The 12,491-nt window shown below is 41.4% G+C and carries 12 protein-coding genes; 3 read left to right on the top strand and 9 right to left on the bottom strand.

What is annotated here, in order from left to right; all coding sequences use genetic code 11:
• Nucleotides 1-47 precede the first annotated feature (47 nt).
• Nucleotides 48-2,264 carry a RelA/SpoT family protein gene (locus ACESOD_RS05625; protein ID WP_373094452.1) on the top strand — a complete coding sequence of 739 codons (2,217 nt, stop codon included), beginning with the start codon at nucleotides 48-50 and terminating at the stop codon, nucleotides 2,262-2,264.
• Nucleotides 2,265-2,294: 30 nt separating this feature from the next.
• Entirely contained in the window at nucleotides 2,295-2,738 is a 444-nt protein-coding gene (gene dtd, locus ACESOD_RS05620) for a D-aminoacyl-tRNA deacylase (protein ID WP_373094451.1), read from the top strand.
• A 576-nt stretch (nucleotides 2,739-3,314) separates the two neighbouring features.
• Here dtd and ACESOD_RS05615 read toward each other — a convergent pair.
• The 7 genes from ACESOD_RS05615 to ACESOD_RS05585 form a co-directional block, all read right to left on the bottom strand.
• Complete coding sequence (locus tag ACESOD_RS05615) at nucleotides 3,315-3,728, bottom strand: hypothetical protein (protein WP_373094450.1); 414 nt, start codon at nucleotides 3,726-3,728, stop codon at nucleotides 3,315-3,317.
• Nucleotides 3,729-3,856: 128 nt separating this feature from the next.
• Nucleotides 3,857-4,567, bottom strand: coding sequence for a nicotinamide mononucleotide transporter (locus ACESOD_RS05610; RefSeq protein WP_373094449.1), 711 nt, complete (start codon nucleotides 4,565-4,567; stop codon nucleotides 3,857-3,859).
• A gap of 118 nt (nucleotides 4,568-4,685) precedes the next feature.
• Complete coding sequence (locus ACESOD_RS05605; protein WP_373094448.1) at nucleotides 4,686-5,336, bottom strand: metal-dependent transcriptional regulator; 651 nt, start codon at nucleotides 5,334-5,336, stop codon at nucleotides 4,686-4,688.
• Between the two features lie 89 nt (nucleotides 5,337-5,425).
• Entirely contained in the window at nucleotides 5,426-5,920 is a 495-nt protein-coding gene (tpx, locus tag ACESOD_RS05600) for a thiol peroxidase (RefSeq protein ID WP_373094447.1), read from the bottom strand.
• A 119-nt stretch (nucleotides 5,921-6,039) separates the two neighbouring features.
• Nucleotides 6,040-6,969, bottom strand: coding sequence for a metal ABC transporter substrate-binding lipoprotein (locus ACESOD_RS05595; RefSeq protein WP_373094446.1), 930 nt, complete (start codon nucleotides 6,967-6,969; stop codon nucleotides 6,040-6,042).
• Nucleotides 6,970-7,000: 31 nt separating this feature from the next.
• Nucleotides 7,001-7,849 (bottom strand): metal ABC transporter permease, encoded by an 849-nt coding sequence (locus ACESOD_RS05590; protein ID WP_006148893.1) that lies wholly within the window; start codon nucleotides 7,847-7,849, stop codon nucleotides 7,001-7,003.
• Complete coding sequence (locus ACESOD_RS05585; RefSeq protein ID WP_006148892.1) at nucleotides 7,846-8,568, bottom strand: metal ABC transporter ATP-binding protein; 723 nt, start codon at nucleotides 8,566-8,568, stop codon at nucleotides 7,846-7,848. The genes ACESOD_RS05590 and ACESOD_RS05585 overlap by 4 nt, the downstream gene beginning before the upstream one ends.
• A 180-nt stretch (nucleotides 8,569-8,748) precedes the next feature.
• On the opposite strand from ACESOD_RS05585, the gene ACESOD_RS05580 reads away from it, so the two are divergent.
• Entirely contained in the window at nucleotides 8,749-10,641 is a 1,893-nt protein-coding gene (locus tag ACESOD_RS05580; RefSeq protein ID WP_373094445.1) for a M13 family metallopeptidase, read from the top strand.
• A 38-nt stretch (nucleotides 10,642-10,679) separates the two neighbouring features.
• Here ACESOD_RS05580 and ACESOD_RS05575 read toward each other — a convergent pair whose 3' ends face one another.
• A complete protein-coding gene (locus tag ACESOD_RS05575) occupies nucleotides 10,680-11,309 on the bottom strand; it encodes an MBL fold metallo-hydrolase (protein WP_060955487.1) in 630 nt (209 codons plus the stop codon).
• 103 nt (nucleotides 11,310-11,412) lie between these two features.
• Entirely contained in the window at nucleotides 11,413-12,489 is a 1,077-nt protein-coding gene (locus ACESOD_RS05570) for a DUF2974 domain-containing protein (RefSeq protein ID WP_373094444.1), read from the bottom strand.
• Nucleotides 12,490-12,491: the final 2 nt, after the last annotated feature.

The following is a 12,491-nucleotide window of genomic DNA, read 5'->3' as shown; positions in this document are numbered from 1 at the left end:
TATCCTCAAAAAAGTGTTAAAATGGTAGGAAGAATTGGAGAGTATGCATGCCGAAAGAAGTAATTTATTCAGGCGATGAAGTCGTCGCTTTAACGCAAAAATATTTATCGAAAGAAGATGTGGCTTTTGTACACAAGGCCTTGGTTTACGCTGTAGAATGCCATAGTGGCCAATATCGTAAATCAGGTGAGCCTTACATTATCCACCCTATTCAGGTAGCAGGTATCTTGGCTAAACTCAAGCTAGATGCTGTCACTGTTGCCTGTGGTTTTTTGCATGACGTGGTAGAAGACACAGATGCTACTTTAGATGACTTAGAACGCGAATTTGGTCATGATGTCCGAGTGATTGTAGACGGTGTTACCAAGCTTGGTAAGGTTGAGTACAAGTCTATCGAGGAGCAGCTGGCTGAGAATCACCGTAAGATGCTCATGGCTATGTCAGAGGATATCCGTGTTATCTTGGTCAAACTTTCTGACCGTCTGCATAATATGCGCACCCTCAAGCACCTTCGTAAGGACAAGCAGGAGCGTATTTCCAGAGAAACCATGGAAATCTATGCACCACTAGCTCACCGTCTGGGGATTTCAAGTGTGAAGTGGGAACTGGAAGATCTCTCTTTCCGCTATCTCAATCCAACTGAATTTTACAAGATTAGTCACATGATGAAGGAAAAACGTCAAGAGCGTGAAGCCTTGGTTGATGAAGTTGTGACGAAACTCGAGGAATACTCATCTGAGCGCCACCTTACAGGGAAAATCTATGGCCGTCCAAAGCATATCTACTCTATCTATCGCAAGATGCAGGACAAGAAAAAACGCTTTGAAGAGATCTATGACCTGATTGCTATTCGTTGTATCCTAGACACTCAGAGTGATGTCTATGCGATGTTGGGCTACGTTCATGAGCTTTGGAAACCAATGCCGGGACGTTTTAAAGATTATATTGCCAATCGTAAGGCCAATGGTTACCAGTCTATCCATACGACTGTTTATGGACCAAAAGGGCCGATTGAGTTCCAGATTCGTACTAAGGAGATGCACGAGGTTGCTGAGTACGGGGTTGCGGCTCACTGGGCCTACAAAAAAGGAATCAAGGGGCAAGTTAATAGCAAGGAATCTGCTATTGGAATGAACTGGATCAAGGAGATGATGGAACTCCAAGATCAAGCAGATGATGCCAAGGAGTTTGTGGATACGGTCAAAGAAAACTATCTGGCTGAGGAGATTTATGTCTTTACTCCAGATGGGGCGGTTCGTTCACTTCCAAAGGATTCTGGACCGATTGACTTTGCTTATGAAATTCATACAAAGATTGGGGAAAAAGCGACTGGTGCCAAGGTTAATGGTCGTATGGTTCCCTTGACGACCAAGTTAAAAACGGGTGACCAGGTTGAAATCATCACTAATCCAAATTCATTTGGACCAAGCCGTGACTGGCTTAATATGGTCAAGACCAGCAAGGCTCGTAACAAAATTCGTCAGTTCTTTAAAAACCAAGATAAAGAATTGTCTATCAATAAAGGTCGTGAATTGCTGATTAGTCAGCTCCAAGAAAATGGCTATGTGGCCAATAGATTTATGGACAAACGCCACATGGATGAAGTCCTTCAAAAAACCAGCTATAAGACTGAAGAAGCTCTCTTTGCTGCGATTGGTTTTGGAGAAATCGGAGCTATTACTGTCTTTAACCGTTTGACAGAGAAAGAACGTCGTGAAGAAGAGCGTGCCAAGGCTAAGGCAGAAGCAGAAGAACTGGTTAAGGGTGGCGAAGTCAAGGTGGAGAACAAGGACACGCTTAAGGTTAAGCATGAGGGTGGAGTAGTCATCCAAGGTGCTTCTGGGCTCTTGATCCGGATTGCCAAATGTTGTAATCCTGTTCCAGGTGATGATATCGTCGGCTATATTACCAAAGGACGTGGAGTTGCCATCCACCGTGTGGACTGTATGAACCTTCGTTCACAGGAAAATTACGAACAACGTCTACTCGATGTTGAATGGGAAGACCAATTCTCAAGTAAGGAGTATATGGCTCACATCGATATCTACGGGCTCAACCGTTCTGGTCTATTGAATGATATCTTGCAAGTCTTATCAAATACAACTAAAAATATCTCAACAGTTAATGCCCAACCAACCAAGGATATGAAATTTGCCAATATCCATGTTTCCTTTGGAATTTCAAACCTTTCAATGCTGACCACCGTGGTTGATAAGATTAAGAGTGTACCAGAAGTCTACTCAGTCAAACGGACCAATGGTTAAGTTGGCTTGATATCATCAGAAAGGATTGCTATGAGAATTATCGTTCAGCGTGTCAAGAAAGCTCAAGTTTCTATTGAAGGTCAAGTATATGGGAAAATCCAGCAGGGACTCTTACTCTTAGTAGGTGTTGGACCTGAGGATCAGCAGGAAGATTTGGATTATGCAGTCAGAAAACTTGTCAATATGCGAATTTTCTCAGATGCTGAAGGCAAGATGAACCTATCTGTTAAGGATATCCAAGGCGAAATCCTCTCCATCTCTCAGTTTACTCTGTTTGCAGATACCAAAAAGGGAAATCGTCCAGCCTTTATAGGCGCTGCTAAACCGGATATGGCGGAAGCTTTCTATCAAGAATTTAACCAAGAACTAGCCAAGGAAGTTCCTGTTGAGACAGGAGTCTTTGGAGCAGATATGCAGGTGGAACTGGTCAATGATGGCCCAGTAACCATCATCCTTGACACCAAAAATAGATAAGAAAAACCAAGCCCAGTCAGCTTGGTTTTTCTTATCAATCACAAAATATTCCAAAATGAAATGGGTTCTTGATAGGCTTGGGGGAAGTCTCTTTTCAGGCTTTGGCAGGTGCGATAGGAAGAGATGAGATATCTTAGGATGAGGAGACTTCCCTGAAGGAAAGGTGGGATACCACTTAAAAACAGCAAGGAGAGAATTATCAGGTTATCCCATAGGAGGATTTGTAAGGCAAAACGCCAGAATCTCGGTCTAATCTGGGAATAGAGTTGACTAAAGTGGTCACAAAGTTGGTTGGAAAGATAGGTAAACAGCACAGGGTGAAAGAAGATGAGCCAACCGCTGTAAATCAAAATCCAATCCCAGGTAATACTCTTCGAAAATCAAATTCAAACCACGTCAGCTTCACCTTGCCGTACTCAAGTACAGCCTGCGGCTAGCTTCCTAGTTTGCTCTTTGATTTTCATTGAGTATAAGTCCCTCTTTAAATGTCAAAAATGCCAGCATGATTCCATCGATGATGAGGAGTTGAATGGTTTTGATGTAGATGATTTTTTTCATGATAAAACCTTTTTTTCCTTAGAGACACTCCCACAAAGAGATATGTTTGTCATAAAAGTCTGGATAGTTTTCTCTTAGGTGGCTAGCCGTTATATAATAAAAAGTAGAATGACAGGAAGTAAAGACTGGAGTAAGAGAGTAAAAATGTTGAGGGCCAGTGATGGCTAAAAAGACAAATAATAGTAGGTCAGCGGAGAGAATCTCTAAGTAGTAAAGGCGAATTTTTTTGTTCATCTGAGGATAAATCTCAGAGAAATGTTTTTTGAGTCGATTGACCAAGTGAAATAGCAGTAGTCCTTGAGCAAGGATGAAAATGAAGCAAAAAATCAGGCCTCTCTCCAAAGAAAGTTCGTATCGGGGTCTGAAAGTTACCAACAGTAGCAAATCGCTGACTACGATGGCTGTAAAATGGATTCTAAAGAGATTTTTCATAAGATGACCTCCCTCTTTTATCTAGCTTCATTCTACTCCAAAAGAATGGGAGTTACAAGTAAAATGATAAAAAATTTTAGTAAGGAGATTCTATTAAGTCGGCTTGCTTTCTTTATTTGAGTTTCCTTCTATTTTTCCACTTCTTCATCATTCCAGACAAATAAAGCTCCGATTGCATTGAGGATATAAAAGATGTATTTTCCGATATTGGCAAAGTTTCCTTGAATGCCAGCCTTTGTCAGCTGAACGAAATTGTAAATCAACCAAAATCCCCACTGAGTTGTCAGTTTCAATGCATTCAAAGCATTGGCAATGAGAGACAGTGCGAAGGCAATAGTTGTTACGTAGGCAAGGAGATTCATCTTTCCTCCATAGCCGATATAGTTGGTCGCAAAGGCAAAGAGGAAGGCGATGATGGAAATGATGATGGCCGCCAATTTTAGTTGTTTTTGGCTCATTTGGTTGGGTCTGCCTTCTTGCGAAGCTTCCCATTTCTTAATAGCAAAGGTATAAATGAGGAAGGTGACAGGATAGGTGATAATGGCCGCCTTATTTCCAAGTATATAGTCAATGGTGCCGGACAAAATCGTATTGACAATGCCAAAGTAATTTCCCCATTTGCTTAATTTTCCCGTGAAACGAGTGGACAACATGGAAATCCCAACGTTGGTTACGGAAATCAATCCAAAGGGGACAAGGGCAGTCCATGGGCCCCAGTCTACGAATTTATCGAGACGGGAGTTGAAGTAACCAGATGCGATCGCAATTCCAACGACCAGAGCAACCCCAAAGAGGTCAAACCATTTGGATGTCGCAAAAATTTTTAGTGATTTTTTCATAGGTTAAAATATCTTTCTTTTTTTTACAAACATTCTACAACAAAATGAGAGTAACATCAAATGCTAGAAATAAAACCCTGAAAATCAAGCTTTCAGGGTTGGTAGGGGACTTGAGAAATTAGTTCATTTTTTCAACGTAAAGTTGCTTGGCGATTTCTAGGCTGACTTGGAGTTCTTCATTCTTGTGAATCAGAGTGAAGGTATTAGAGAAGCCATCAAACTGCTTGACTTGGAGTTGTTCTCCAATATGGATGGCATGTTTTTCCAAATATTGGAGAAGTTCAAAGCTATCATGAACTCTTGTCAAAAGATAGGTTCCCGCTGTCTTGATATCAGAGAGTGGCAGGTTATTAACCTCAACTAGAAGCTCACCCTTGGCAGGAATGGTTCCACCATGGGGACAGATCTTTGGAAAGCCTAACATAGTTTCTAGTCGCTCCACAAAAAGGTCTGAAACTGTATGCTCTAATACCTCAGCCTCATCGTGAATCTGATTGCTGGTATAGTCTAGATGGTGAACTAGGAAAACCTCAATGAGACGATGTTTACGATAAAGGTCAGAGACCAACTTTAAGCCAATATCCGTTAGTATATAGCCATTTTCTTTATTTTTTAATATAAGATTTTCGGATTGCATGCGCTTGATCATCTCAGTTACAGCTGGAGGTGATACCTGCATCCGAGCAGCGATTTCCTTATTGGTAATCTTAGGAACTTCTATGCCAATCTCATAAATACATTTTAAGTAATCTTCTTTATTTGGTGTCATTCGCATTTCCTTGTTTATTATCTCCATCTAGTATACCAAAAAAAGCTAGATTTCTCTAGCTTTCTGCCCTGTTACAAGTGGGGTTTCTTTTAGTCAAGCGACTTTGCTACTTCAATGGCTGCTTCAAAGTTTGGCTCGGAATTGATATTGTCCACATACTCAACATAACGGATAATATTGTCAGCATCAAGGACAAAGACCGCGCGAGCAAGTAAGTGCCACTCATTGATTAAGAGGGCGTAATCACGTCCAAAGGAATGGTCGAAATAGTCTGAGAGCATGATGGCATTTTCAATGCCTTCAGCACCGCACCAACGTTTTTGGGCAAAAGGTAGGTCCATGGAAACAGTCAAGACAACCGTATTATCCAGTCCAGCCAGTTCTTCATTAAAACGACGCGTTTGAGTTGAGCAGATACCTGTATCGATAGAAGGCACGACACTCAAGACTTTTTTCTTACCGTCAAAATCAGCCAGAGATTTTTTAGAAAGGTCTGTTGTAGTGAGAGAAAAATCAAGTGCCTTGTCGCCCACTTGTAGTTGTTTTCCTGTAAACGTAACAGGGTTTCCAAGGAATGTAGTCATAAGCTACTCCAATCTTTTTTCTTTCATTTTACATTAAATGTTCAGACTCTTCCAATAATTTGACCGGATTTTGAATCAAAAAAAACGCCAATTCAAGGTGACTGACGTTTTTAAAATGATTATTTAGCTAAACCTTCAGCAATCTTGTCAAGGTTGTATTTCATCATGTTGTAATAGCTATCGCCTTCTTTACCTTCTTCAGCGATTGAGTCCGTAAAGATTTGAGCATAGATTGGGATGTTTGTGTCTTTTGAAACAGTCTTCATTGGACGATCATCGACACTGGACTCAACAAATAGTGATGGGACTTTCATTTGGCGAAGTTTTTCAACCAAGGTCTTGATTTGGTCAGGAGTTCCTTCTTCTTCAGTATTGATTTCCCAAATATAGGCACTTGGGACACCGTAGGCTTTAGAGAAGTATTTGAAGCATCCTTCACTGGTTACGATGAGTTTTTTCTCAGCAGGAATATTGTCGAATTTAGCTTTAGCTTCCTTGTCAAGTTTGTCTAGCTTATCAGTATATTCTTTGAGATTTTTTTCGTAAAATTCTTTGTTGCTAGGGTCTTTAGCGATGAGTTGCTTAGCAATATTTTGAGCAAAGATGATCCCATTTTCAAGGTTGAGCCAAGCGTGTGGGTCTTCTTTGCCTTTTTCGTTTTGACCTTCAAGGTAGATAACATCAACGCCTTCGCTGACTGCAAAGTAGTCTTTGTTTTCAGTTTTCTTGGCATTTTCTACCAATTTTGTAAACCAAGCATTTCCACCTGTTTCAAGGTTGATACCGTTATAGAAAATCAAATCAGCTTGAGAAGTTTTCTTGACGTCTTCAGGTAGTGGTTCGTATTCGTGTGGGTCTTGACCAACAGGAACGATACTGTGAAGATCAATCTTGTCACCAGCAATATTTTTAGTAATATCAGCGATGATTGAGTTTGTGGCAACAACTTTTAGTTTTTGACCAGAAGCTGCATCTTTTTTTCCGCTAGCACATGCTACAAGAGCAATTACGGAAAGAAAAAGAACGAACAATGTACCTAATTTTTTCATTAGATCCTCCAATTTATTGGGGCTTTGCCCCTTATTTTAACAAATGTTTATTTTTCAGTTTCAAATATCGTTGTTTTGGAGCGATAAAGAAGCTAATGAGAAAGAAACTAGCAGCTGTAAGCACGATACTAGAACCTGCCGCAACGTTAAAGCTATAGCCGATAAAGAGTCCCAAAACTGAAGCTGTAGCTCCAAAGGTTGAGGAAAGGAAAATCATACTTTTCAGGCTATTAGCATACAGATAAGCAGTTGCAGCTGGGGTAATCAGCATGGCTACAATCAGGATAGTTCCGACACTTTGCATGGCTGTCACAGACACGAGAGTTAGGAGTACCATGAGTAAGTAGTGATAGAAATTGACAGGCATTCCCATGGCTTTAGCCAAGAGTTCATCAAAGGACGTTATCAAGAGTTGCTTGAAGAAAATCCAGATTAACAAGAGAATGGCTGCCCCTACACCCATAGTAATAAACATATCTGTATCTTGAACAGCAAGAATATTACCAAAAAGGATATGGAAAAGGTCAGTCGAGCTTTTAGCCACGCTAATCAAGATGATACCTAGAGCCAAGAAAGATGAAAAGGTAATCCCAATGGCGGTATCGCTTTTGACAATCGAGTTTCCCTTGATGTAGGTAATGATGATAGCAGCTAGCAGTCCAAAGACAATGGCTCCGATAAAGAAGTCAATGCCCAAGATGAAGGAGAGGGCTACACCTGGTAAGACAGCATGTGAAATGGCATCTCCCATGAGTGACATCCCACGTAGAATGATGAAACATCCTACAGCTCCAGCTACGACCCCGATAACAATAGCTGTTATCAAGGCATTTTGTAAGAAATGGAATTTTTGCAATCCATCGATAAATTCTGCAATCATAGGTCACCTCCATTGAAAAAGAGTCGATTACCGTAAGCTTCTTTGAGATTGGCTTGGGTAAAGGTTTCTTTGGTCGGACCAAAAGCAATCACTTCTCGATTGACAAGCAAGACTTGATCGAAGTAGTTGGGAACCTTGCTGAGGTCGTGGTGGACGATGAGAACCGTCTTCCCAGCTTTTTTCAGATCTCTCAGCGTATTCATGATGATTTCCTCACTGACTGAGTCAATCCCAACAAAGGGTTCATCTAAGAGGATATAGTCGGCTTCCTGCACCAAACATCTGGCAATCAAGACCCGCTGGAACTGACCTCCAGACAGTTGACTGATTTGACGTTCAGCGTAGTCAGCTAGGTCGACGATTTCAAGGGCCTCTTGCACTTTCTTCCAATGTTTAGCATTTAAACTTCGAAAGAGAGGAATAGAGGGAAATAGTCCTAACGAGACGCATTCCTTGACCTTGATGGGAAAGTTGTAGTCAATATGAATTTTTTGCTCGACATAGGCAACTCGATGTAAGGATTTTTTAACTTCCTTGTCATCGAGAAATGCCTGACCTTGATGTGGGATAATTCCCAGCATACCTTTTAATAATGTTGATTTCCCAGCGCCGTTTGGACCGATGATTCCGGTAATCGTTGGTCCTTGGAGCACTAGTGAAATATCCTTTAGTGCCAACGTTTCTTTGTAGGAGACACTGAGGTTTTCGATACGTATCATAAAGTTGTATTCCTCCTGGATTTTAATATACCTTAATTTTATTTTTAAGTCAAGTTAATTTTGGTAAAAATTTAAAATATTAATGATGAAATCAAATAGGAGGAGGCGGCATTTTTAATTGCATTCCCCAGGGATTTTTGCTAAGCTAAGAATAAGTGAAATTAGGAAAGCGAGAACAAGATGACACGTTATCAAGATGATTTTTATGATGCCATAAATGGTGAGTGGGAAAAGACTGCTGTTATTCCAGCAGATAAATCGAGAACAGGTGGTTTTATCGACCTTGACGAAGAAATTGAAGAGTTGATGCTAACGACGACAGACAAGTGGTTGGCAGGAGAAGATGTGCCAGAAGATGCTATCTTGGCAAATTTTGTCAAGTACCATAGTATGGTCAGAGATTTCGATAAGCGAGAAGCAGATGGAATTGAACCAGTCCTTCCTTTATTGAAGGAATACCAGAATTTAGAAAGTTTTGCGGATTTCGCAAGTAAACTAGCAGCATTTGAATTAGCTGGTAAACCAAACTTCCTTCCATTTGGAGTATCACCAGACTTTATGGATGCTAGAACCAATGTTCTCTGGGCTAGTGCTCCAGGAACTATCTTGCCTGACACAACCTACTATGCGGAAGACCATCCTCAGCGTGAGGAATTATTGAATCTTTGGAAAGAAAGTACTTCTAATCTCCTCAAAGCCTATAACTTCTCAGATGAAGAAATCGAAGACTTGCTAGAGAAACGATTGGAATTGGACCGCCGTATCGCAGCAGTAGTCCTCTCTAATGAAGAAAGTTCAGAATATGCTAAACTCTACCATCCATATTCTTATGAAGATTTCAAAAAGTTTGCTCCTGCACTTCCTTTAGATGATTTTTTCCAAGCGGTGATTGGACAAACACCAGACAAGATTATCGTAGATGAAGAACGTTTCTGGCAAGCAGCAGAGCAATTCTATAGTGAAGAAGCTTGGCCTTTGCTCAAGGCAGGCTTGATCTTAGGTGTAGTCAATCTTTCAACGAGCTATTTGACAGATGAGATTCGTATCTTGTCAGGTGCCTACGGACGAGCTCTTTCAGGAGTTCCAGAGGCTCAAGACAAACGCAAGGCAGCTTACCACTTAGCTCAAGGACCATTCAAACAAGCCCTTGGTCTTTGGTATGCCCACGAAAAATTCTCTCCAGAAGCCAAGGCAGACGTAGAGAAAAAAGTAGCGACCATGATTGACGTTTATAAGGAACGTTTGGCTAAAAATGACTGGCTGACTCCTGAAACTCGAGAAAAAGCTATCGTCAAACTCAATGTCATCAAGCCTTATATTGGTTATCCAGAAGAACTGCCAGCTCGCTATAAGGACAAGGTAGTGGATGAATCTGCTAGTCTCTTTGAGAATGCTCTAGCCTTTGCGCGTGTTGAAATCAAGCACAGCTGGAGCAAGTGGAACCAGCCAGTTGACTATAAGGAGTGGGGAATGCCTGCTCATATGGTGAATGCCTACTACAATCCACAAAAGAACTTGATTGTCTTCCCAGCTGCTATTTTACAGGCTCCATTCTATGATTTGCACCAGTCATCTTCTGCCAACTATGGTGGGATTGGTGCGGTTATTGCCCATGAAATTTCTCACGCCTTTGATACTAATGGAGCTTCCTTTGATGAAAATGGTAGCCTCAAGGATTGGTGGACTGAGAGCGACTATGCAGCCTTCAAAGAGAAAACTCAGAAGGTTATCGACCAGTTTGACGGCCAAGAATCTTACGGCGCAACGATTAACGGTAAATTGACCGTATCAGAAAATGTTGCTGACCTAGGAGGAATCGCTGCAGCGCTAGAAGCTGCTAAGAGAGAGCCAGACTTCTCAGCTGAAGAATTCTTCCATAACTTTGCGCGTATTTGGCGAATGAAAGGCCGTCCAGAGTTGATGAAACTGATGGCTAGCGTTGATGTGCACGCCCCAGCTAAACTCCGTGTTAACATCCAAGTGCCAAACTTTGATGACTTCTTTACAACCTATGATGTCAAAGAAGGCGACGGCATGTGGCGTTCACCAGAGGACCGTGTGATTATTTGGTAATACAAAAACCAAGGATGATTGTCCTTGGTTTTTATGTTTTAGAAAAATGGATTAAAGGTTTTTTCGTGAGCGATGGTAGTAGCAGGTCCGTGCCCTGGATAGACATCGTAGTTTGGGAGAGTAAAGAGCTGGGTTTGGATACTATGAAGGAGTTGTTCCATACTACCAGTTGGCAAATCTGTTCGACCAATGGTTTCTCGGAAAAGGGCATCACCCGTTAAGACCAAGTGCCCATCTGGAAAAACAAATGAAACTCCTCCGATAGAGTGGCCTGGAGTTGGTAATACAGTGAAGCGGAACTCCTCAATCTGGTATTCTTCATGAAAGACAAAGGTGTGTTCAGCCGGTTTGCAGATGACATCCGCCATATCGTCGTGTCGAGGAAGGCCAGAAAGATTGTCGACAGGAGTAAAGAGCCAAGCAGCTTCGCTTTCTGCCACATATACGGGAGGATTTCCGAAAGTATCTCTGACCAAGTCTAGACTCATAATATGGTCGTAGTGGGTATGGGTCAAGAGGATAGCGCAGACTGGTTTATTGATGGTCTCGATAGTCTTGCGAATAGCCTCCCAATGGTTACCCGGATCAACAACAATCAGGTGTTGGTCTCCTTCAAGATAATAAGTATTTTCATAGGCAACAGGGTTCACAGTTTTGTGGATTTTCATAGGATTTCCTCTTTCAAAGCATTTACTCCTACTAGTATAACACAGAAGAATAAAATAAGAAATCAATAAAAAAGTCCCTTCAGAGAAGAGACCTTGTTCTTGATTAAAAATGATTTTTCCAGGCATGGAAACGAGCATCCAGTAGGAGTTGTGTCAGATTTTTTAAGATTTCAACTTGCTCAGGCTCTAGAGTCTGAGCTTGAGAAACAAGTTGTCGAACATGGTCAATAGCATTTTTAGAAGACAGTTCATTAATGGAGCTGATTCCAGATTCTAGAATGGTACCAAAGAAGAGATCAAAGTAGAGTTCTAGTTCTTCATCGGGCACACTATCCACCCATTCTTTGAGAGTGTCTTTGATTTGGAGACTTTCGCTACTGATGGCCTCTAGTTGGACAAAGTGGTGTCCCTCTGTCAGCCAACTAAAGGTACTGTGTTGGGCGATACCGCCGAGAGCTGTAGACTTGACGACGATAGGTGTATCAGGGACTTCTAGCATCATGCCAATGACAGATCCCTGTGGGACATAGCGGCGAATTTTTGGAATAACATCTTGATAACCAGTGGTTTCAGTCAGATGAGCCTGCAAACCAGGGGCATCGTAGGTATAAATCGCAGATATCTTTTCCTGCAATTCAGGTAGGATTTGACTAGCAGCATAGATGGCTAGATTCCCACCTTTAGAATGTCCAGCAAGCATGACTTTTTGTTTTGGATGTTGGGTAAAGAAATCTTCCAAGTATTCAAGAGCATCCTTTTGGGCAGGGATTTCCTTCATGTAGGTCATATGGAAATCTTCCTTCCAACCAATAATACTGTCGTCTGTGCCACGAAAGACAATCAGATAAGTATCTAAATCAAGGCGATAGGTCATAGCAGCGAACTGTTTCTGTTGCTCCGTATCAACCTCGTTTACAAAGTTAGAGAGTTTGCTATTTTTAAAACGTTTGTGCTGGGATAACTGATCGAGGAGCTGGAGACGTTCTTTATTGGTCAACATGTTAGTCTCACGAGGGACACGTGTTGCGACATCGCTTAAACGATTGACAGGCTGTTCCAATAAGTTATCAAAAGGAAGATAAGTCAGCTCTGTAAAAGCAAGTATATCCAGTTCATTCAAGGGAAGATCGTAAAAAGAATCGTATTGAACGTCAGTTAGGTAGTCGAAAATATTGGACATGG

Source organism: Streptococcus oralis, from assembly GCF_964238205.1.
GTDB classification, from domain to species: Bacteria; Bacillota; Bacilli; order Lactobacillales; family Streptococcaceae; genus Streptococcus; species Streptococcus oralis_CZ.
Note: the sequence above shows the minus strand (reverse complement) of the source record. Positions and strands in the feature narration are given on the sequence as shown.

Excerpts from the sequence above, each read along its gene's own strand:
- ACESOD_RS05625 (WP_373094452.1), top strand. The coding sequence starts at position 48 with ATGCCGAAAGAAGTAATTTATTCAGGCGATGAAGTCGTCGCTTTAACG.
- dtd (WP_373094451.1), top strand. The coding sequence starts at position 2,295 with ATGAGAATTATCGTTCAGCGTGTCAAGAAAGCTCAAGTTTCTATTGAA.
- ACESOD_RS05615 (WP_373094450.1), bottom strand. The coding sequence starts at position 3,728 with ATGAAAAATCTCTTTAGAATCCATTTTACAGCCATCGTAGTCAGCGAT.
- ACESOD_RS05610 (WP_373094449.1), bottom strand. The coding sequence starts at position 4,567 with ATGAAAAAATCACTAAAAATTTTTGCGACATCCAAATGGTTTGACCTC.
- ACESOD_RS05605 (WP_373094448.1), bottom strand. The coding sequence starts at position 5,336 with ATGACACCAAATAAAGAAGATTACTTAAAATGTATTTATGAGATTGGC.
- tpx (WP_373094447.1), bottom strand. The coding sequence starts at position 5,920 with ATGACTACATTCCTTGGAAACCCTGTTACGTTTACAGGAAAACAACTA.
- ACESOD_RS05595 (WP_373094446.1), bottom strand. The coding sequence starts at position 6,969 with ATGAAAAAATTAGGTACATTGTTCGTTCTTTTTCTTTCCGTAATTGCT.
- ACESOD_RS05590 (WP_006148893.1), bottom strand. The coding sequence starts at position 7,849 with ATGATTGCAGAATTTATCGATGGATTGCAAAAATTCCATTTCTTACAA.
- ACESOD_RS05585 (WP_006148892.1), bottom strand. The coding sequence starts at position 8,568 with ATGATACGTATCGAAAACCTCAGTGTCTCCTACAAAGAAACGTTGGCA.
- ACESOD_RS05580 (WP_373094445.1), top strand. The coding sequence starts at position 8,749 with ATGACACGTTATCAAGATGATTTTTATGATGCCATAAATGGTGAGTGG.
- ACESOD_RS05575 (WP_060955487.1), bottom strand. The coding sequence starts at position 11,309 with ATGAAAATCCACAAAACTGTGAACCCTGTTGCCTATGAAAATACTTAT.
- ACESOD_RS05570 (WP_373094444.1), bottom strand. The coding sequence starts at position 12,489 with ATGTCCAATATTTTCGACTACCTAACTGACGTTCAATACGATTCTTTT.